General features: G+C 70.6%; 15 protein-coding genes and 2 pseudogenes. 3 read left to right on the top strand and 14 right to left on the bottom strand.

The features are described from left to right. Positions 1 to 51 precede the first annotated feature (51 nt). The 6 genes from B0675_RS19900 to ggt form a co-directional block, all read right to left on the bottom strand. Positions 52 to 1,074, bottom strand: coding sequence for a TIGR03842 family LLM class F420-dependent oxidoreductase (locus B0675_RS19900; RefSeq protein WP_081220168.1), 1,023 nt, complete (start codon positions 1,072 to 1,074; stop codon positions 52 to 54). 16 nt (positions 1,075 to 1,090) lie between these two features. Continuing rightward, on the bottom strand, positions 1,091 to 2,491 hold the full coding sequence (gene hydA, locus B0675_RS19895) for a dihydropyrimidinase (RefSeq protein WP_081220167.1): 1,401 nt from the start codon (positions 2,489 to 2,491) through the stop codon (positions 1,091 to 1,093). A 437-nt stretch (positions 2,492 to 2,928) separates the two neighbouring features. Continuing rightward, positions 2,929 to 4,212, bottom strand: a complete 1,284-nt coding sequence (locus tag B0675_RS19890) for an aspartate aminotransferase family protein (protein ID WP_081220166.1) — start codon at positions 4,210 to 4,212, stop codon at positions 2,929 to 2,931. Then, positions 4,209 to 5,051, bottom strand: coding sequence for a nitrilase-related carbon-nitrogen hydrolase (locus B0675_RS19885; protein WP_081220165.1), 843 nt, complete (start codon positions 5,049 to 5,051; stop codon positions 4,209 to 4,211). Before B0675_RS19885 ends, B0675_RS19890 begins: the two co-directional genes overlap by 4 nt. Positions 5,052 to 5,365: 314 nt before the next feature. Then, on the bottom strand, positions 5,366 to 6,976 hold the full coding sequence (locus tag B0675_RS19880) for a hypothetical protein (protein WP_107482679.1): 1,611 nt from the start codon (positions 6,974 to 6,976) through the stop codon (positions 5,366 to 5,368). 467 nt (positions 6,977 to 7,443) lie between these two features. After that, on the bottom strand, positions 7,444 to 9,261 hold the full coding sequence (gene ggt / locus B0675_RS19875) for a gamma-glutamyltransferase (protein WP_081220164.1): 1,818 nt from the start codon (positions 9,259 to 9,261) through the stop codon (positions 7,444 to 7,446). A 104-nt stretch (positions 9,262 to 9,365) separates the two neighbouring features. On the opposite strand from ggt, the gene B0675_RS19870 reads away from it, so the two are divergent. Beyond that, positions 9,366 to 10,142 (top strand): hypothetical protein, encoded by a 777-nt coding sequence (locus tag B0675_RS19870; protein ID WP_179165329.1) that lies wholly within the window; start codon positions 9,366 to 9,368, stop codon positions 10,140 to 10,142. A gap of 201 nt (positions 10,143 to 10,343) precedes the next feature. Next, on the top strand, positions 10,344 to 11,921 hold the full coding sequence (locus B0675_RS19865; RefSeq protein WP_081220162.1) for an alpha/beta fold hydrolase: 1,578 nt from the start codon (positions 10,344 to 10,346) through the stop codon (positions 11,919 to 11,921). A 47-nt stretch (positions 11,922 to 11,968) separates the two neighbouring features. Here B0675_RS19865 and B0675_RS42010 read toward each other — a convergent pair. The 3 genes and pseudogenes from B0675_RS42010 to B0675_RS19855 all read right to left on the bottom strand — a co-directional run. Further along, positions 11,969 to 12,181: pseudogene (locus tag B0675_RS42010) on the bottom strand (amino acid ABC transporter permease); the annotation flags it as partial. Between the two features lie 247 nt (positions 12,182 to 12,428). Continuing rightward, positions 12,429 to 12,518 (bottom strand): annotated as a pseudogene (locus B0675_RS40610) (amino acid ABC transporter ATP-binding protein); the annotation flags it as partial. Positions 12,519 to 12,731: 213 nt separating this feature from the next. Next, positions 12,732 to 13,172: a DUF6278 family protein gene (locus tag B0675_RS19855; RefSeq protein ID WP_081220160.1), complete on the bottom strand. Its 441-nt coding sequence runs from the start codon at positions 13,170 to 13,172 to the stop codon at positions 12,732 to 12,734. A gap of 771 nt (positions 13,173 to 13,943) precedes the next feature. Between B0675_RS19855 and B0675_RS19850 the strand changes: the two genes are divergently transcribed. Then, positions 13,944 to 14,846 carry an NADP-dependent oxidoreductase gene (locus B0675_RS19850; protein ID WP_081220159.1) on the top strand — a complete coding sequence of 301 codons (903 nt, stop codon included), beginning with the start codon at positions 13,944 to 13,946 and terminating at the stop codon, positions 14,844 to 14,846. Between the two features lie 136 nt (positions 14,847 to 14,982). On the opposite strand, the gene B0675_RS19845 is transcribed toward B0675_RS19850, so the two are convergent. From B0675_RS19845 to B0675_RS19825, 5 genes are all read right to left on the bottom strand, one after another. Continuing rightward, a complete protein-coding gene (locus B0675_RS19845) occupies positions 14,983 to 15,762 on the bottom strand; it encodes an exodeoxyribonuclease III (protein ID WP_081220158.1) in 780 nt (259 codons plus the stop codon). A gap of 222 nt (positions 15,763 to 15,984) precedes the next feature. Next, positions 15,985 to 16,620 (bottom strand): MBL fold metallo-hydrolase, encoded by a 636-nt coding sequence (locus tag B0675_RS19840; RefSeq protein ID WP_081220157.1) that lies wholly within the window; start codon positions 16,618 to 16,620, stop codon positions 15,985 to 15,987. Between the two features lie 71 nt (positions 16,621 to 16,691). Beyond that, positions 16,692 to 17,990, bottom strand: a complete 1,299-nt coding sequence (gene pcaC, locus B0675_RS19835) for a 4-carboxymuconolactone decarboxylase (protein WP_081220156.1) — start codon at positions 17,988 to 17,990, stop codon at positions 16,692 to 16,694. A 139-nt stretch (positions 17,991 to 18,129) separates the two neighbouring features. Further along, a complete protein-coding gene (gene hisC / locus B0675_RS19830) occupies positions 18,130 to 19,284 on the bottom strand; it encodes a histidinol-phosphate transaminase (RefSeq protein ID WP_081220155.1) in 1,155 nt (384 codons plus the stop codon). 155 nt (positions 19,285 to 19,439) lie between these two features. Beyond that, the gene (locus tag B0675_RS19825) at positions 19,440 to 20,747 is read right to left on the bottom strand and encodes an MFS transporter (protein WP_179165328.1); all 1,308 of its coding nucleotides are present in this window, start codon (positions 20,745 to 20,747) and stop codon (positions 19,440 to 19,442) included. Positions 20,748 to 20,774: the final 27 nt, after the last annotated feature.

Below are 20,774 nucleotides of genomic sequence, written 5' to 3'. Positions count from 1 at the left end.
GGATGACGACTGACAGATGTCAGATAACGGATGACAGATGACAGATTTCCATTACTGCCCGTTGACGCCCGGAATGACCTTCTTGCCGTAGGCGTCGATGGTGGCTTCCTGCGCGTCGTGCATGTCGTACACCGCGAACTGGTCGACGCCGAGTGCGCGCAGTGCGTTCAGCTTCTCGATGTGCCGTTCCGCGGGGCCGATCAGGCAGAAGCGGTCGATGATCTCGTCGGGGACGAACGCGGTGTCGGGGTTGTCGGCGCGGCCGTGGTGGGCGTAGTCGTAGCCTTCGCGGGCCTTGATGTAGTCGGTGAGTTCGTCGGGGACGGCGGCGGAGTGTTCGCCGTACTTGGTGACGAGGTCGGCGACGTGGTTGCCGACCATGCCGCCGAACCAGCGGCATTGGTCGCGGGCGTGGGCGAGTGCCTCGGGTGAGTCGTCCTCGGTGATGTAGGCGGGGGCGGCGACGCAGATCTTCACGTCGGCGGGGTCGCGTCCGGCGTCGGCGGCGGCGTCCTTGACGGTCTTGACCATGTATTCGGTGAGGTAGAGGTCGGCGAGCTGGAGGATGAAGCCGTCTGCTTCCTCGCCGGTCATTTTGAGGGCCTTGGGGCCGTAGGCGGCCATCCAGACGGGCAGTTCGGCGCCGGGCCTGACCCAGGGGAACTTGATGACGGTGCCGCCGAGGTCGGCTTCGTCGCCGCGGGCGAGGGCGCGGATGACCTTCATGGCGTCGCTGATGCGGGCGAGGGTGTTGGGTTTGCGGCCGGCGACGCGCATGGCGGAGTCGCCGCGGCCGATGCCGCAGACGGTGCGGTTGCCGTACATGTCGTTGAGGGTGGCGAAGGTGGAGGCGGTGACTTCCCAGGTGCGGGTGCCGGGGTTGGTGACCATGGGGCCGACGGTCAGGGTCCGGGTGTTGGCGAGGATCTGGCTGTAGATGACGAAGGGTTCCTGCCACAGGACGGCCGAGTCGAAGGTCCAGCCGTGGGTGAAGCCGTTGGCCTCGGCGCGTTGCATCAGTTCGATGACGCGGGAGGCCGGGGGGTCTGTCTGCAGGACGAGTCCGAAGTCCATGGCGCCGCTCCTGGTCTCAGAGAAGGTACTGACAGGTGGAGCGGGGGGTGTAGACGCCGTGGCCGGCGCGTCCGGTGAACTCCCGCTCGGTGATGACGGGTTCGCCGCGGGAGAGGACGGTCTCGACCTGGCCGGTGACGCGTTTGCCCTCGTAGGCGGAGTAGTCGACGTTCATGTGGTGGGTCTCGACGGACATGGTCTGTTCGGCGTGCGGGTCGTAGATGACGATGTCGGCGTCGGCGCCGGGGGCGATGGTGCCCTTCTTCGGGTAGAGGCCGAACATGCGGGCGGGGGTGGCGCAGGCGATCTCGATCCAGCGGCGGCGGGTGATGTGTCCGTCGACGACGGCCTGGTGGAGGAGGTCCATGCGGTTCTCGACACCGGGGAGGCCGTTGGGGATCTTGGAGAAGTCGCCGCGGCCGAGTTCTTTCTGGCCGGTGAAGCAGAAGGGGCAGTGGTCGGTGGAGACGACCTGGAGGTCGTTGGTGCGCAGGCCGCGCCAGAGGGCGGCTTGGTGTTCCTTGGGGCGGAGGGGGGTGCTGCAGACGTATTTGGAGCCTTCGAAGTCGGGTTCGGCGAGGTTGTCGGTCGACAGGAAGAGGTATTGGGGGCAGGTTTCGCCGAAGACGTTGAGGCCTTCGTCGCGGGCGTGGGCGATTTCGGCGAGGGCTTCGGTGGCGGAGACGTGGACGACGTAGAGGGGTGCGCCGGCGACCTGGGCGAGTTTGATGGCGCGGTGGGTGGCTTCGGCTTCGAGGAGGGCTTTGCGTACTTCGCCGTGGTAGCGGGGGTCTGTTTCGCCGCGGGCGAGGGCCTGTTCGACGAGGACGTCGATGGCGATGCCGTTCTCGGCGTGCATCATGATGAGCCCGCCGTTCTCGGCGGAGCGTTGCATGGCGCGGAGGATCTGGCCGTCGTCGCTGTAGAAGACGCCGGGGTAGGCCATGAACTGCTTGAAGGAGGTGACTCCTTCTTCGACGAGCAGGTCCATTTCCTTGAGGGTGTCCTGGTTGACGTCGGAGACGATCATGTGGAAGCCGTAGTCGATGGCGCAGTTGCCGTCGGCTTTGGCGTTCCAGGTGTCGAGTCCTTCGCGGAGGGTGTGGCCGACGCTCTGGACGGCGAAGTCGATGATGGTGGTGGTGCCTCCCCAGGCGGCGGCGCGGGTGCCGGTTTCGAAGGTGTCGGAGGCGAAGGTGCCGCCGAAGGGGAGTTCCATGTGGGTGTGTGCGTCGACGCCGCCGGGGATGACGTATTTGCCGGTGGCGTCGATGGTGCGGTCGGCGGTCCAGGTCTCTGCCGTGGGGGTGCCGGTCGCGGCGAGGGCGGCGATGCGGCCGTCCTCGATCAGGACGTCGGCGTGGATCTCGTCGGATGCGGTGATGACGAGTCCGCCACGGATGACGGTTCGGCTCATGCTCCCTCTCCTTCCGGTTGTGTGTGCGTGGGAGTGGTGATGGGTGTGGGGTGGGTGGTCGGGGGGCTGTGAGGCGGCCGTCGGTGTCGGGTGGCGGTCGGGGGCGATTTGCCGGTGGTTGCGGAGGGGCGGCGGTTCATGTCGAGGTCGGGGGCGGCGAGTTCGGGTTGTCCGTCGTCGGCGATCTCCGGCGGCCCCTTCCGTCTCCTCCGGCGGCCCTCCGTCTTCTCCCGCGGCGTCTTCGTCCCTCTGGCAGCTCGATCGATTTGCCGCAGCCGGCGTCGTCGGTGCCCGCCGTCGGTGCCCGCCGCCGTCGCCGTCGCCGTCGCCGGTGAACGGTTCGCCGACTCCGAGGCCCGGTTCGACGGGGCGGCGGGGTGGTGCGTGCCGGGGGGCCGCGGGTGTCGGCGGTGTGGTTCGGCGTGTGTGGGCGGGTGTCAGCGAGCCGTGCTGAGGGCGCGTTCGAGGATGGCGGCGCCTTCTTCGGCTTCGGCGACGGTGAGGGTGAGGGGTGGTGCGATGCGGAGGACGCTGGTGTTGTGGCCGCCGCCCTTGCCGATGAGGAGGCCTTCTCGGCGGGCTGTTTCGAGGACGGCTGCGGCGGCTTGGGGGTCGGCTTCGTCGGTGCCGGGCTTGACGAGTTCGATGCCGATCATGAGGCCGCGGCCGCGGACTTCGCGTACGCCGTCGAGTTGGGCGGTGATGGCGCGGAGGCGTTCGATGAGGAGGCCGCCGACGCGTCGGGCGTTGCCTTGGAGGTCGTGTTCGAGGAGGTAGGTGAGGTTGGCGAGTCCGGCGGCCATGGTGATGGGTGAGCCGCCGAAGGTGGAGATGGAGTTGGAGTCGAGGGTGTTCATGATGTCGGCGCGGGCGACGACGCCGCCGATGGACATGCCGTTCCCGATGCCTTTGGCGAAGGTGAGGATGTCGGGTGGTCCGGAGGCGGCGTGGGCCTGCCAGCCCCAGAAGTGTTCGCCGGTGCGTCCCCAGCCGGTTTGTACTTCGTCGGCGATCCAGAGGATGCCGTGTTGGTGGAGGACGTCGCGGAAGGCGGCGTAGAGGCCGTCGGGTGGTGCGGTGAAGCCTCCGACGCCTTGGACGGGTTCGGCGATGAGGGCGGCGGGGGTGCGGGTGTGGCCGAGGAGGTCTTTGAGGTCGTCGACGCAGGCGGTGATGAAGGCGTCGTCGTCGAGGTGGGCGTAGGGGCCGCGGGTGCGGACGCCGCCGTGGACGTACTGGGTCTGGAGGGGGGAGAGGCTGGTGGGTGACCAGCCTTTGTTGCCGGTGATGCCGACGGAGCTGAACGAGCGGCCGTGGTAGCTGTTGCGCATGGCGAGGATCTGGTTGCTCTGCCGGTAGGTGGTGGCGAGCAGGAGGGCCGTGTCGTTGGCTTCGGTGCCGGAGGTGGTGAAGAAGACGCGGGCGTCGGGGATGCCGGAGAGTTGGGCGATGCGTTCGGCGAGGTCGACCATCTGGCGGTTGAGGTAGAGGGTCGAGGTGTGGATGATGCGGCCGGCTTGTTCGCTGACGGCTTTGGTGACTTCGGGGAGTGCGTGGGCGGTCATGGTGGTGAGGATGCCGCCGAAGAAGTCGAGGTATTTGTTGCCGTCGGTGTCCCAGACGTGGCGGCCTTCGCCGTGGGTGATCTCGATGGGGTCTTCGTAGTAGAGGGTGAGCCAGTCGGGGAGGACGGCTTGGTGGCGGGTGTGGAGGTCGGTCACGGCTGCACCAGCCCCTCGTAGGCGTCGGGGCGGCGGTCGCGGTAGAAGGCCCATTGCTGGCGGACTTCTTCGATGAGGTCGAAGTCGAGGTCGCGGACGACGAGTTCTTCTGTTTTGTCGCTGGCGGGGTCTCCGACGAACTGGCCGCGGGGGTCGACGAAGTAGGAGGTGCCGTAGAAGTCGTTGTCGCCGTATTCCTCTTGGCCGACGCGGTTGATGGCGGCGATGAAGTATTCGTTGGCGACGGCTGCGGCGGGTTGTTCGAGTTGCCAGAGGTGGGCGGAGAGGCCGCGGGAGGTGGCGGAGGGGTTGTAGACGAGTTGGGCGCCGTTGAGGCCGAGTTGGCGCCAGCCTTCGGGGAAGTGGCGGTCGTAGCAGATGTAGACGCCGATTTTGCCGACGGCGGTGTCGAAGACGGGCCAGCCGAGGTTTCCGGGCTTGAAGTAGTACTTCTCCCAGAAGCCTTTGACCTGGGGGATGTGGTGCTTGCGGTATTTGCCGAGGTAGGTGCCGTCGGCGTTGATCACGGCCGCGGTGTTGTAGTAGAAGCCGGTCTGTTCGACTTCGAACACGGGGACGATGATGACCATGCCGGTTTCGCGTGCGAGTTCGCGCATGCGGGTGACGGTGGGGCCGTCGGGGACGGGTTCGGCCCAGTCGTAGTGCTCGGGTTCCTGGACCTGGCAGAAGTAGGGGGCGTTGAAGACTTCTTGGAATCCGATGACTTTGGCGCCTTGCCGGGCGGCCTCGCGGGCGTGTTCCTCGTGCTTGGCGATCATGGATGCGGTGTCGCCGGTCCAGGTGGCCTGGACGAGGGCGGCGCGTACGACGTTGGCCATGAGCTTCTCCTTCGACGGGACGTCAGAGAGCTTCTACGCCCGTAGACAAAGGCGGTAGAGGCTCGAAGGTAAGCCCCCCGGACAGCCTTGCCAAGACCGTCGTCGTTACCCCGCTGAGTCGATCACGTTTCCCACTCCCACGGGTGAAGGACGTGGCCGGTGGCCCGGGCGATGGAGCCCGATCGGCGGACGGGCGGGTGGCCGGCGGCTGTGGTCGACGGACGCGGTCGGCGGACGTGGTCGGCGCGTGTGGCTGCCGGACCTGGCAGGTGGAGTGGGTGTGAGCGTGGTGCGGTCGTCTCGGCGGCGGGCCCTCAGGTGGTGAGGCCGGCGACGCGCAGGGCGTGGACGAGGTCCCAGTGGCGTTGGTCGGAGACGGTGCGCGCGGCTTCGAGGAGGAGCGGGACGAGGCGTTGCGGGTCGGGCTGGGCGCTGCGGGCGGCTTCTTCCGGGGTGCGGACGCGGACGTAGGCGCTGAGGAGGGCGCGGAGTTCGCGGTGGCGGCCCTGGTCGGCGAGGTCGAGGACGGCGGCGCCGATCTCGGGGGCGGGGCGGGCGGCGCCTTGGCGGAGCATTTGTTGTCCGTCGGTGGTGCGGCCTGCGGCGGTGAGGGCGTCGGCGGCGGCGACGAGCCGGTCGGCGGGCAGGGAGGCGGCTTCCCACAGGAGGGTGGCCCAGTCGGCGTCGAGTCCGTGGTGGTGGAGTTCGGCGGCGAGGTGGGGGAAGCGTGCGGCGGGCCAGTGGGCGGCTTCGACGAGGAGGGCGTGTGCTTCGCCGCTGCGGCCTTCGGCGCGGAGCCGGGTGAGGGTGGTGACGGTGTGGGTGGTGTGGTGGCGTGCGTCGTCGTCGGGTGGGGTGGTGGCGGGGGTGGGGTGGGGGGCGGGTTCTTCGGCGGCTCCGGCGAAGCGGGCGCCGCGTGGTGTGCGGCGGCCGGGTGCGGTGGGGTTGGGGAGGGTGGGTGTCGTGTCGGGTACGGGGGTGGGGTCGTTGTCGGCTTCGGTCATGCCGGCGAAGCGTGCGCTGCCCCGGGTTCGGCGTTTGGGGCGTTTGGTGGCGGGCGGGGCGGGGTGGTCGGTTGCGGCGGGGTCGAACGCGGTGTGGGCGGTGGGTGGTTGGGGGTGGTTGTCGGGTGTCCGGGTGCCGTCGTGGTGGTCTTCGGGTGTGTGGCGTTGCTGGTCGTGGTGTGTGGGGTCGGCGGGTGTGTTCCTCGGGCCGCCTTGTGCGGGGACCCATGCGTGGGGGTCGTGTGCGGGGGCCGGGGTGGTGGGGGCTCCGGGGGCGTAGGGGTCGGCGTACGGGCTGGGGGCGCCGGGTGCGGGGTCGCGCGGGTGGGTGTCCTGTTCGGCGGGGTGGGGCCGGTTGTCCGGGTGCGGGGTCCAGGTGCCGCCGGGTGCGGTCCGTGGGTGTGTGTGGGGGGCGCGGCGGTCGAGGCGGTCGATGCGGTGGCGGAGTTCGGTGCAGCGGGCGGTGGCGCGTTCGTGGTCGTCGTGGGCCCATGCGAGGTCGAGGCGGATGGTGTCGGCTTCCTCGGGGGTGGTGGCGGTGTGGAGGAGGCGGGCCAGTTCGGTCTGGCGTTCGGCGGCGTAGCGTTGTTCGCGGAGCATGACGTCGAGGCGGTCGCCGAGGGCGTTTCTGCCGCCGGGTCGGGCGTCGTGGGCGGTGAGTGAGGCCTGGTGGAGGGTGCGGGCGCGGTGGGTCTCCTGGGTTGCGGCGCGGTCTCCGTATCCGGCGAGGAGGTCTTGGAGGAGTGCTTCCACGACGTCCCAGGGGGGTACTTCCGAGCCGTCGAGGCAGGCGCGCATGCCGTCGGGGTCGCGTTGCCAGAAGACTCCGCACCAGCCGGCGCTTTGGTCGAGCCGGTTCATCAGCTCGTTGAGGTAGCGTGCGAACTCCCGGACTTGTCCTGGGAGTTGTTCTACGGTCATCACCCAACTCCCGCCCGACTGGAGTGCTCCGGTCCGGTAGAAAACACCAGCCGTGTTACGGATCGGCTACAGGGAGTTTTCGGCGCGGGCGCAGTGCCCTCAACGATGGATCACTTCGGTGTGCTCCGCTTCGGCGCGCCGAATGTGGGGCGACCCTACTCCCCTGCCCCGTCCGCGTGTTGGGGGTCGGTCAGGTCGGGGCGGTGATGGGTGGCTCGCTGTCGGCGGGACGGTGGGGGTGGGAGCTGGTTCGGCGGTGTCGGGGCGTTGTGACGGTCCGTCGGGCGCCGTTGGGGCCCGGTTGTCGCCGGGGGCGGGCTCAGGTTGTTGCCGGGGGCGGGCTCCGGTTTCTTCGGGCGGGTCCGGGCCTGGCGCGGGTGATCCGGGCGAGGTGGGTCCTCGCCCGGATCGTCACGTCGCACGACGTCGCGTCACGTCGCGACGTGTGTCGTGTCGCGGGTGGGTGTCTACGGTGCCGGTCGTACCACCATCGCCGAGCCGCCGCCTCGGCGTACCTTCTCCGCCGCGGCCAGCCATGCGCCGTTCGGGAGGCGTTGGACGCCGGTGGCCGCGCCGATCTCCGGGTTGGACTTGAAGGAGTGGCCGATGGCTTCGAGCCGTGCCCTCAGCGGGCTGTCGTAGAGGGCGGGTTCGAGTTCGGTCTGGGCGGCGTTGCGCTGGCTGGCGCGGGGTGCGGCGATCGCGTCGACGAGGGGGAGGCCCCGGTCGACGAACTCGGTGAGTGTCTGCAGGACGGTGGTGATGATGGTGGCGCCGCCGGGTGAGCCGAGGGCCACGACGGGGCGGTTGTGGCGGTCGAGGACGATGGTCGGGGAGATCGACGAGCGGGGGCGTTTGCCGGGGCCGGGCAGGTTGGGGTCGTGGACGGCGGGGCTCGCGGGGGCGAAGGAGAAGTCGGTGAGTTCGTTGTTGAGGAGGAATCCGCGTCCGGGGACGGTGATGCCGCTGCCGCCGGTCTGCTCGATGGTGAGGGTGTAGGAGACGACGTTGCCCCACTTGTCGGCGACCGTCAGGTGGGTGGTGTTCTCGCCCTCGTACGTCGTCGGGGCGGCTTTTCCGCCGGCGGTGCAGGCGGTGGGGTGGTGGGGGTCGCCGGGTGCGAGGGGGCTGGTGAGGACGGCGTCGTCCTTGATGAGGCAGCCGCGGGAGTCGGCGTACTTCTGTGCCAGCAGGCCCCTGGTGGGGACGTCCTCGAAGGCCGGGTCGCCGACCCAGCGGCCGCGGTCGGCGAACGCGATGCGGCTCGCCTCGATGAAGCGGTGCAGGTAGCGTGCCTCGCTCGCCCGGGAGAGGTCTGTGTTCTCCAGGATGTTGAGGGCTTCGCCGACGGTGCTTCCGCCGGAGGAGGACGGGGCGATGGAGTAGACGTTCAGGCCGCGGTACGCGGTCCGGGTGGGTGCCTGGCGTTTCGCCTCGTAGGCGGCGAGGTCGCGTGTGGTGAGTCGGCCGGGGCGGGCGTTGTAGCCGGAGGCGGGGTCGACGGGCGGTTTGTCGGCGGTGGCGACGATCTCGCGGCCGAGGCGGCCGTGGTAGACGGCGTCCGTTCCCTTCTCGCCCAACTCGGTGTAGGTGCGGGCGAGGTCGGGGTTCTTGAACGTGGAGCCGACGACGGGGAGGGAGCCGCCGGGCAGGAACAGTTGCGCGGTGGCGGGGAAGTTCGCGAACCGGGCCTGGTTGGCTTCGGTCTGGGAGCGGAAGGTGTCGTCGACGGTGAATCCGTCGCGGGCGAGGCGCTCGGCGGGCTTCAGGACGTTGCGGAGGCGTTTGCTGCCCCAGGTGTCCAGGGCCGTCTGCCAGGTCGCGGGGGTGCCTGGTGTGCCCACGCTGAGGCCGCTGGTGACGGCGTCGGCGAAGGCGAGGGGTTTGCCGTTCTCCAGGAACAGTCCGGAGTCGGCGGTCAGGGGGGCCGTCTCGCGTCCGTCGATGGTGTGCACCGTGCGGGACTTGGCGTCGTAGTAGACGAAGTAGCCGCCTCCGCCGATGCCGGAGGAGTAGGGCTCGGTGACGCCGAGGGCGGCCGCGGTGGCGACGGCGGCGTCGACGGCGTTGCCGCCGTTCTTCAGGACCTCGATGCCGGCGGCGGAGGCGTCCTGGTCGACGCTGGCGACGGCGCCGCCGTAGCCGACGGCGACGGGTGTCTTGGTGCCGGTGGTTCTCGCGGTGGTGGTTGCGGCCGGTGCCGCGGGGGGTGCAGCGGCACCGACCGTCATCACCGTGGCCGAAACCGCCAGGACCGCCAGATTCCGCGCAACAGGGCGACGCATCCGTACCTCCAGTCAACAGCTGTGGGCGCAGCGTAACGTCGATGCCATGCTCGCGTCAGGACCCCCTCGAACGTGTTTCGGTGGGCCCGCTAGCATGCGCGCCCATGAATGACGACGTGCGGAACATCGTCCTCGGAGTCCTGGCGGCCGGCATCAGTGCCGCGCTCGGCTGGCTCGCTCGTACCTATCTGTGGAAGCGCAGGCTGCGGCGCAAGCAGGCGTTCTTCGGGCTGCCCGACAATTCCGAGTCGCTGCTGGTGGTGAATCGGGAGGCGGGTGGGCCGGAGCTGACGGTGATGCGTCATGACGTGTTCGCGCTGCTGGAGTTGTCGGCGCTGATCAAGGACTGTGGGGCGCATGCCCAGGTCATCGCGCACGATGCCACGCAGCAGGGTTTCGGGGAGCGGACGGAGTTCTGTGTGGGGGGCCCGTCGTCGAATCGGCGTATGGCGGCTCATCTGCATTCGTTGTTGCCCGGGATACGGGTGAACGTCGATTCCGAGCCGGGTCCGGACCGGGGTGCGTTCCAGATCGGGAGTGAGCGTTACCGTCTGGAGTCGGGTCGGGCGGAGTATGTGCTTCTGGGGCGGCTCACGGCGGGTCAGGGCCGGGACGCGCGGCCGGTGTTCCTGTTCTGCGGGCAGCGCGCGATCACCAACCAGGCGGCGACGCGTTATCTGGCGCGGAATCATGCGCGGTTGGCCCGTAAGCATGGTGGCAGCAGCTTCGTCCTGTTGCTGAAGGTCGTGAACTCGCAGGCGTACGGTCCCGATGTCGTCGAGGTCGTCGCGGACGTGACGCGGGCCGCCCAGGCGCCGTTGCCGACTCCGGTGCCGGCGCCGGCCGCGGGGGCGGGCTCCAGGCATCGGGCGGAGTCCTGAGCCGGGGGGCGTCGAGGGGGAGGCGCGGCGGAGGGTGCGTGGTGGTGGCCGGGGGGCGCCGTATCGGGCGCGGTTGGGGGCCGGGGAGGAGATGAACTCTTCAACGATCGTTACTCGCACGTAACTTACTCACGGGTTACTTCCGGTAAGACGCCGAGGTTACCGTCGGGTCACTTTGCACCGACCAGTGAGGAGTGACCTGTGGGACCCGGTCGCAACGCCCTGCGCACGTCCGCCGTCGGTGCCGTCTCCGCGACGCTGATCGCCGCCGCCGGCCTCGGATCGGCCCCCGCCGCCCAGGCCGCGGGGGGCGCGGGCGGCGGTATACGGTTCGTCGACATCGCCGGCGACGGCGGAACGCCCCTCAAGGCCAACGTCGTCACGCCCGCGGGAGCCGACGGCACCCGCGCCTACCCGCTCGTCGTGCTCCCGACGAGCTGGGGCCTGCCGCAGGTCGAGTACCTCGCGCAGGCCCGGAAGCTCGCGAACTCCGGCTATGTGGTGGTCGGTTACAACGTCCGCGGATTCTGGCAGTCCGGCGGGCAGATCGAGGTCGCGGGCCCGCCCGACACCGCCGACGCCTCCAAGGTGATCGACTGGGCGCTCGCCAACACCCCGGCGGATCCGGGGAAGATCGGTATGGCGGGTGTGTCGTACGGGGCCGGCATCAGTCTGCTCGCCGCCGCCCACGACCGGCGCGTCAAGGCCGTCGCCGCGCTCAGCGGCTGGGCCGACCTGATCGACTCGATCTATTCCAACCGCACCCAGCACGCCCAGGCGGCCGCCGTACTGGACGGCGCCGGCCGTCTCACGGGCCGCCCCGGACCCGAACTCCGGCAGGTGTTCTCGGACTTCTTCTCCTCGAACCTGTCCAAGGAGCAGAACCTCATCGACTGGGGCAGGAAGCGCTCCCCCGCGACCTACGTCGACCGGCTCAACAGGAACGGCACCGCCGTCCTCCTCGCCAACGCCTGGGGTGACACGGTCTTCTCACCCAACCAGTACGCCAGGTTCTACGAGGAGCTGACCGGCCCCAAGCGCCTGGAGTTCCGGCCCGGCGACCACGCCACGGCCGAGCTGACCGGCCTGTTCGGGCTCCCCAACGACGTGTGGTCCGACACCGGCCGCTGGTTCGACCACTATCTCAAGGGCGAGGACAACGGAGTCGACCGGGAGCGGCCCGTGCGGCTCAAGTCCCGCTCCACCGGCGGCTACGAGGGCTACCCGGACTGGAAGTCGGTCGGCGCGACCACGCGGAAGATCGCCCTCGGCGGCACCACCACGATCCGTACGAACGTCGACTCCGGCGCCGACGGTGGCGTGGTCTTCCTGTCCAGCATCCTCGACCAGTTGACGCGGACCCCGCCGATGGCCTCGATCCCGCTGCTCCCGCGCACCTGGGCCGCGGTCTGGCAGTCGGGAAAGTACACGAGCGGACAGCGGGTGCGGGGTGCGGCGCGGGTGCACACCACGGTCACCGCGACCAAGGAGAGCGGCACCCTCGTCGCCTATCTGTACGACGTGGGGCCGCTCGGCCTCGGCAAGCTGGTCAGCAACGCGCCGTACACCTTCCACGGGCGGACGCCCGGCAAGCCGTTCGGTGTGGACCTGGAGTTGTTCTCCACGGCCTACGACGTCCCGGCAGGGCATCGGCTGGCCCTGGTCGTCGACACGGTGGACCCGCTCTACATCGAGCACAACCCGTCCGGCGCGCAGCTGACCTTCTCCTCGCCGGAGCACGACCCGTCGTATGTGACGGTGCCCCTGCGCGAACAGTGATCTCCGGCTGCCGCCGGCCGGGCCTGGCCCTGTGAGCTGCTGCTCCCCTACGGTGGCGGGGCGGTGGGGGGTACCCCACCCGGCAGCAGCGTCCCTGGTTCGGCCGGTGCCACGTCCACGGCCTCGGTCTCGGGACTGCTCCGCTCCCACCGGTCGGCCCGGGTGAGCGGCGCGCACATCCCGGTGCGGAGCGGCCGGGTCGCCGTCACCGCGGGGATGAACGCCACATCGTAGTCGAGGTTCGACGCGGTCGGCTTCCCGGTGCGGATCCGACGGCCCACGCCGTGCGGGGCGCGGGGGTTGTGGGGCAGGGTGGTCCCGGTGTCGCGGACGTGCCCGCGGGTCCGGCGTGTCCGGCGTGTCCGCTCGCCGAGCGATGTTCCCGGGCGAGGGATCCCGTGTGCCGTAGGGCAGTTGGGGTCCCTTCGGGGTACGGGCCGCTCAGCGGGCGGGCTTCCCTCCTTTCGGGGGTGCCGGCGGGCCGGTGACGGCGGTCGCCTCCCGTGTGCCGACGGTGAGGTCGACGTCCTGCGGAACATGCGGCTCCCCGAAGTACGTGTTGACGTCGTGCAGCTCGATCAAGGGATCGACGGCCATTCCGGTCCTGTCCACTCTCGGCTGGGTCGGTCAGCAAACTATCGACGCGAAACCGGACTTAAGGGGCGACACGCACGCAGAGCAATTAACCGTATTTGAGGCTGCATTACGACCTCATCACGACACTCCGTACGATCCCCCGGATGGCATTCCGACCGGCACGTCCGGGCCACGGGAGGCGGGCCGCCGCCGGGACCGGCCGGAAGGCTCCCGCTACCCCTCGGAGGCCTCGGCATAGGTCTGGGACAGTTCGGGGACACCCTGGACCGCCCAGTCGAGCCCCGCCTCGACGACCGCGATCTCCCGGCCCGACGGCAGCCGGACGGCGGGACTGCCACCGGGCCAGACGTGCCAGGACGCGCCGGGGACCGTACGCACGACGACCGTGCCGAGATAGAGGCCGGCGTCGTTGCCCAGCCAGGGAAGTGCCTCAGGGTCGTCGCGCCACAGCGGCAGCAGTTGATCCAGCGCCGCCAACGACGCCGGGGTGTCGTCCAGTTCGAGTCCTGCGGCCGCGGCCTGGGAGCGGAGCAGCTCGCACTCCGAGAGGAGTTCGGCGACACCGTCCGGGTCGTCCTCGAAAGCGGCGGCGAGCGCCCGGTCCTGCTGCGCCGGATGGCGCCTGCGCCATTTTTCCAAGAAGGGGATGTTCATGACCGGCCTCTCCGTGGGGTGCGATCGCCGACGGCTCCGCGTTCCCGGCATTTCCACGAGCCTATCTTGCGGCGGTTGATCACGGAATGGGGCGAATCGGCGACGTAGCGGACCGCCGTTGCCTATCCCTGGCCGGGGCAGGCCAGGTGGCGCCGGGGCGCCGACACCCGAGCCATGAACGGAACATCGCACCTCGGGGACTTCCTGCGGACGCGGCGCGCCCGGCTGGGCGGACCACCGGGTCAGGGCGGGCAGCGTCGCTGCCTACGCGATGCGGCATCCGCTGGTCGGTGCGCCGACCGTCACGCAGCAGACGCTCGGTGACGGTTCGGGGCCCCACGCCATCGTCGCCGCGGCGCTTCGGGCTCGTCCTCGCGTGCCGCCCTCACGCTGCTCGCCCAGACCGCACGGTCCGCCCCGCCGGCCGTTCCGAAGCCGTCGTGCCACAAGCCCTCCGGACCACACCGGCATCCCCTGGACCGCGGACGCCCGCCGTCTGACCGGGCCGGGCGTTCCGGCCTCGGCCCCCTCGGCCCCCTCGACTCCCCGGCACTCCCGACACCGCTGACACCTTCAACACCCCTGATGCGTCGCCGTGTTGCTGCCGCATGCCCGAAACCACGTGAAGGAACACGGTCCGGCCGCCTACGGGGTTCGACGCGCCCGGTGAGGTGCCCGCACGGGTGTCGTACGTTCCGTACGGTGCCCGTGCGGAGGCGCGCGCACCGTCGGGCGCGCGGCCGGTGTGCGGGGGCGAGAGCGGAGGCAGTCGTGAAAGCAGTGTGGTTCGGCCGGTTCGGAGGGCCCGAGGTGCTGGAGATCGTCGATCTTCCGGATCCGGTTCCGGGTCCCGGTCAGGTGCGGATCGCGGTGCGTGCCGCCGGGGTCAACCCGAGCGACTGGAAGAAGCGCGCGGGGCTGATGGACGAGGAGCTTCCGCAGACCCTGGGCCACGAGGCGGCCGGCGTCGTCGACGACCTCGGCGAGGGCGTCACGGATGTGACCGTCGGCGACCGCGTGTACGGCTTCTCCCCGGACGGCGCGGCCCAGGCCGAGCTGACGGTGCTGTCCGCGTACGCGCCGATCCCGGCCTCGCTCGACTTCCCCGGCGCCGCCGCGCTGCCCGCCGCGGTGGAGACCGCCACCCGGGCGCTCGACCGGCTCGGGGTCGGGGGCGGCCTGCTGCTCCTCGTCAACGGCGCCTCCGGGAGCGTCGGCGGCGCCGCCGTCCAGCTCGCCGTGGAACGCGGTGCGCGGGTGATCGGCACCGCCGGTCCCGGGAACCAGGACCATGTCCGCTCGCTGGGCGCCGAGCCCGTCGTCTACGGTGCCGGCCTCGTCGAGCGGGTCCGTGCGCTCGCGCCCGACGGGGTGGACCTGGCGCTCGACGTCGCCGGGAGCGGGGTGCTCCCCGAGCTGATCGGTCTCGCCGGTGGGGCCGGGCACGTCCTCACGGTCGCCGACTTCGCCGGAGCGCGGCAGCACGGGGTGGAGTTCAGCAGCGGGGACGGCGGCCGCGCGCTCCACGCGCTCGGTGACATCGGGGAACTGATCGAGTCCGGACGCTTCACCCTCCCCGTCGCACAGACGTTCCCGCTCGCCGAGGTCGCCGAGGCGCACCGGGCGGGCGAGCGGGGTGGTGTACGCGGGAAGCTCGTCCTGACGGTCGGCTGACCGGCGGGGCCGACGCCGGGTGGCCTGGGCGGCCGTGGCGCCGGTTCGTCCCGTGCCGGGCGCCGCGGGCGGCGGGCGGCGTCTGGCGCGGGGCGCCGCGCCGTCGGTGTGCCGGGGCGCAGGGCTGCGGTGTTTCCTAGACGTCCAGGTCCACGACGACCGGCGCGTGGTCGGAGGCGCCCTTGCCCTTGCGCTCCTCACGGTCCACGTAGGCGTCCTTGACCGCTGTGGAGAACGCCTCGTTGCCGTAGACGAGGTCGATACGCATGCCCCGGTTCTTCGGGAAGCCGAGCTGGCGGTAGTCCCAGTACGTGAAGGGCTGGTCGTACTTCAGGGGGCGCGGGACCACGTCCGACAGGCCGGTCCCGCGCAGGGCCGCGAGGGCGTCGCGCTCGGCCGGGGTGACGTGGGTGAGGCCCTCGAAGGCGGCGATGTCGAAGACGTCGTCGTCCGTCGGCGCCACGTTGTAGTCGCCCATCACGGCGAACGGGCGGCTGCCCGCCGCGTCGCCCGCGACGGCCGCCCTCAGGGCGTCGAACCACTGGAGCTTGTACGTGTAGTGCGGGTGGCCGACCTCGCGGCCGTTCGGCACGTACACCGACCAGACGCGGACGGGGCCGCAGGTCGCCGACACGGCGCGGGGCTCCTCGACGCCCTCGTAGCCGGGGTCGCCGGGCAGGCCCTTGACGACGTCCTCCAGGCCGACGCGGGAGATCACCGCCACGCCGTTCCACCGGCCGGTGGCGTGCACCGCCGCCTCGTAGCCCAGCTCGCGCAGCGCGTCCGTGGGGAACTGCTCGGCGGCGATCTTGGCCTCCTGGAGGCACAGCACGTCCGTGCCGGTGCTCTCCAGCCAGGCCAGCAGCCTCGGCAGGCGGGCGGTGATCGAGTTCACGTTCCAGGTGGCGATGCGCATGCCCCACAACCTACCCGGCGGGTACGACAACGGGTCCGCGGGAGACACCCGGGCCCCTCTCGCGTGCGGCGGGGAAGGTGCTCGCAAGGGGGGGGCGACGCGGGTGAGGGCGGGTCCCTGTCGGACCCCGGCCCGACGGCCAGACCTCGGCCCGGCGGTCGGAGCTCGGCCCCCGGCCCGACGGCCAGACCTCGGCCCGACGGTCGGAGCTCGGCCCGGCGGTCAGACCTCGGCCGACGTTCCCGGGGCGAGCCGCAGGTGCTCGGCGCCGCCCAGGGAGCCGATCTGGCTGTCGTAGATGGGCCGGGCCAGATCCGTGAGCAGGGCGTCGTGGATGTCGTAGGCGCGTTGCGGCTTGACCTCGCGGACGTACTCGATGACCTCGGAGATCTTGTTCCACGGGGCCATGACCGGGAGCATCAGCGTCTCGACCGGGCCGCCGGGGACGGTGAGCGCGTCGCCGGGGTGGAAGACGCGGCCGCCGTCGACGAGGAAGCCGACGTTGGTGATGCGCGGGATGTCCGGGTGGATGACGGCGTGGAGTTCGCCGTGCACCTGCACGTCGAAGCCGGCCGCGCTGAACGTGTCGCCGTGGCCGACGGTGTGCACCCGCCCGGGGAAGGCCGCCGAGATCTTCTCCGCCACCGAGCGCAGCGTCCAGATCTCCGCCGCCGGGTCGGCCTCCATGCCGGCCCGCAGCCGCTCCTCGCTGAAGTGGTCGGGATGCTCGTGCGTCACGAGGATGACGTCCGCGCCGAGGGCCGCGTCCTCCTCGCTGAAAGCGCCGGGGTCGATGACGAGCGTGCGTCCGTCCTTCTCGAGACGGACGCAGGCGTGCGACTTCTTCGTGAGCTTCATGCGTCCCATCCTGCCCCCGTGGCCGCGCCGGGGCTCCACCGGCCGGACGCGGGGACCGCTCGCGCCCGTGGTCACTCCTCCGGGGTGGTCTCCTCGCGGATCACTTGCTGCGCCACCTTGAAGGCGCTGTTCGCGGCCGGTACGCCGCAGTAGACGGCCGCCTGGAGGAGAACTTCCCTGATCTCGACGGGGGTGAGGCCGTTGCGGAGGGCGGCGCGGGTGTGGAAGGCCAGTTCGTCGAGGTGTCCGCCGGCGACGAGGGCGGTGAGGGTGACACAGCTGCGGGAGCGCCGGTCGAGTCCGGGCCGGTTCCAGACCTCTCCCCACGCGTAGCGGGTGATGAAGTCCTGGAAGTCGCCGGAGAACTCGTCGGCCGCGCCCAGGGCGCGGTCCACGTGCGCGTCGCCCAGCACCTCGCGCCGCACCTTGATCCCGGCGTCGTAGGGGTCGGGCCGGCCCATGACCTCGGACGGTGCGGCGGCTGGGCCGATCTCGGCGAACGGGGCGACCGGCGGCGGCGCGGACAGGGCGGCGTGCACGGGAGCGGACTGGATCGCCATCTGTCCGGTCGCGGAGTCGAAGGCGGCGGGCTGCCAGGCGGTGGAGAAGTGGCGCACGAGGAGGTCGGTGACGGCGGCGGGCTGCTCGACCGGGACGAGGTGGGAGGCGCCGGGGACGACGGCGAGGCGCGCGTCCGGTATGCCGGCGACCAGGGTGCGGGCCTCGGCGGGGCCGGTGACCTGGTCGTCGGAGCCGACGAGGACGAGGGTGGGCACGCCGATGCGGCCCAGTTCGGACCGTACGTCGAAGGCGGCGAGGGCCTCGCAGGCGGCGATGTAGCAGCCGGGGTCGGTGGTGCGCACCATCTGGACGGCCCACTCGGTGATGGCGGGCTGGGCGGCGGCGAAGCCGGTGGTGAACCAGCGCTCGGGCGAGGTCCGCGCGATGGGGTCGAGTCCGTTGGACCGGACGATCACTCCGCGCTGGCGGAACTCGTCGGCCGTGCCGAAGCGGGGTGAGGCCGCGATGAGGGCGAGGGAGGCGACGCGTTCCGGGCGGCGCAGGGCCAGCTCGATGCCGAGGGCGCCGCTGAACGCGCAGCCCGCGTATCCGAAGCGCTGGACGCCGAGCTGGTCGAGCGTGGCGAGCAGCCGCCCCGCCAGTTCGGCGACCGAGCCGGCCGGGTACGCGAGGGCTCCGCCGTGTCCGGGCAGGTCGAAACGGAAGACCCGGAAGCTCTTCGCGAGCTCCGGGACCTGTCGGTCCCACATGTGCCAGGTGGTGCCCAGGGAGGGTCCCAGGATCAGGACAGGTGCGTCTTCCGGCCCGTCAAAGCGGTATTGCAGGGTGTTAGGTGGTGTCTCGCTCACCCGACAGACCCTCTCATCTCTCGCGAGAACTCACATGGCCGGTCCCAACCTAGTGGCTGCGGTCCCCTCTCCAGGGCGGGCCGGTCGCCGTCGGGCACGGGGGCCGGGCGCCTGGTCCGCGGCGCGTGCGGGAGGGCCGTTACCGCCGAATGTCGTGGAGGGTGCCCTCGCCGGGTCCGGGGTGGCCGGGCGTGGTGGGGAAGGTGGCCGACGCCGCGAGGAAGGCGTCGTTCTCCGCGGGAGAGCCGATCGAGACGCGGACTCCCTCGCCCGGGAACGGCCGGATCGACACGCCCGCCGCCGCGCAGTGACGGGCGAAGGCCAGGGCCCGGTCGCCGAGCCGGAGCCAGAGGAAGTTGGCGTTGCTGGAGGTGACGGGCCGGCCCTGCGCGGTGAGGGTGTGGTGGAGTCGCTCGCGTTCCTTGACCGTGGTCTCCACGCGGGCCATCAGGGCGTCCTCGGAGCGGAGTGCGGCGACCGCCGCGGCCTGCGCGACGGCGTTCACGCTGAAGGGGAGGAACGCCTTGCGCAGGGCTTCGATCACGGTGGGGTGGCCGACGACGAAGCCGACTCTGAGCCCGGCCAGGCCATAGGCCTTGGAGAAGGTACGCAGGACCACCACGTTGGGTCGCCCGGGCCGCAGCGTGAGGCCGTCGGCGACGTCGTCGTCGCGCACGTACTCGATGTAGGCCTCGTCGATGACCACCAGGAGATCGGCCGGGACCCGGTCGAGGAAGGTTTCGAGGTCGGACCGGGAAATCACGGTTCCCGTGGGGTTGTTGGGGTTGCAGACGAAGATCAGGCGTGTCCGGTCGGTGATCGCGGCGGCCATCGCGTCGAGGTCGTGGGCCCCGTCCTTGAGGGGGACCTCGACCGGCGTGGCACCGGAGAGTCTGGTCAGGATCGGGTAGGCCTCGAACGAGCGCCAGGCGTAGAGGACTTCACCGCCGGGCTCGGCGACCGCTTCCAGAAGCATCTGGGAGACACCGACAGAGCCGCAGCCCACGGCGACGCTGTCCTCCGGTACGGCGAAGCGTGAAGATATCTCGGAGATCAGGTCCGCGCAGGTGTTGTCCGGGTAGCGGTTGACGCCCAGGGCCGCCTCCTGGATCGCCTCCACGACCGCGGGGACCGGCTCGTACGGGGACTCGTTGGCGGACAGCGGGAAGGTGTGCCCCTCGGGCGAGCGAGGGGACTGGCCCTGCTTGAAGCTCACGAGCCGGTCGAGCGCGGAACGGATGCGGGGCAACTGCCCGGCGGCGTCGGAAGCCGCGGTTGTCGGGACAGCGGTCATGCTTCTTCTCCTCCTCGGAGTTCGTGACACGGTCTCGTTGCGGTGCCCTGGTCGAGTGCGACCGGCACGACGCCGCCGTTCGAGCGTCACCGGACACCTCAGGAGCACCCCGCCGCGACCGTGTCACGCGCTCTCGGAGGAAGGGTGGTGTCCGGCTACTTCGTCGCTGCGTGCTGTGTCTCGGTGGTGGGGGTTGTTTCGTTGGTGGCGTGGTGGGTGGCTTGTTGGATGGCGTGGTTGCTGAGGGCGGGGAGGCTGGCGAGGGCGACGATGATCATGAGGAGGCCGCCGGTGATGAAGGGGGTGCGCAGGCTGGTGGTGCTGGCGAGGTAGCCGGCGAGGATGCCGCCGAAGGGGGCGCCCATGAGGGAGATGAGGCGGCTTGCGGACAGGACGCGTCCGCGGATTTCGGTGGGGGCCAGGCGTTGGCGCAGGGCGCCGACGATGACGATCTGGACGCTCATGGAGAAGCCGATGGTGGCCATCATGGCGCCGGCGATCCAGGGGCTGGTGGTGAGGCCGAGGCCCAGGACGGCGAGTCCTTCGATGGACATGCCGACGCAGCGCATGGTGCCGACCTGGATTTTTTTGGAGATGGGGGCGGAGAGGAAGCTGCCGATGAAGGCGCCGACGGCGGTGGAGCTGAGGAGGAGTCCGTAGCCGATGTCGCCGAGTCCGAGCTGGTTTTTGGCGAGGAGGACCAGGAGGGACATTTTGGCGGTGAAGACGAGGTTGCCGATGGCGGCGGTGCCGGCGAGGGTGCGCAGGACGCGGTGTTTGAGGAGCCAGCGCAGTCCTTCGGCTACTTCGGTGCGCAGGCTGGTGGTGGTGGGTTGGGTGGTGGGGGGGTTGGCGAAGTTGCCTTTGAGGGAGGTGACGCACAGGGCGCTGGTGAGGAAGGAGAGGGCGTTGCCGAGGAAGGGCAGGGAGTGGGAGAGGGAGAAGAGGATGCCGCCGATGGGGGGTCCGGCGAGTTGTTCGCCGTTGATCTGTGCGGCGGAGATGCGGCTGTTGGCGCGGATGAGTGCTTGGTCGCCGGTGACGACGACGGGCAGGACGGCCTGGGCGGAGATGTCGAAGAAGATGTCTCCGCAGCCCAGGGCGAATCCGGCGGCGATGAGGAGGGTGATGTTGGCGTGGTCGGTCAGGACGGCGAGGGTGAGCAGGGTGAGGATGGTGAAGCGGACGAGGTCGGCGCGGAGCATGACTTTTCTGCGGTCCCAGCGGTCGACGAGGGCGCCGGCGGGGAGGCCGAGGAGGAACCAGGGCAGGGTGCCGATGGCGCCGACGGCGCCGATGAGGAGGGGGTCGGTGGTGAGTTGGATGGCGAGCAGGGGCAGTGCGGCCATCTGGACGCCGTCGCCCCAGGACGAGGCGATCGCGGCGACCCATACCTTGTTGAAATTGCTTCCCAGGCCCGGCTGGGCCGTCTTGTCCTTCGTGTTTTCACTGGTGACGTTCAACGAATCTCCCGGGAACGGATGGTGAGG

Origin of the sequence: Streptomyces sp. M41(2017), assembly GCF_002078175.1 — a bacterium.
Lineage (GTDB): Bacteria > Actinomycetota > Actinomycetes > Streptomycetales > Streptomycetaceae > Streptomyces.
The sequence above is the reverse complement of the archived record's forward strand: the minus strand, read 5'-3'. Positions and strand labels throughout refer to the sequence as shown.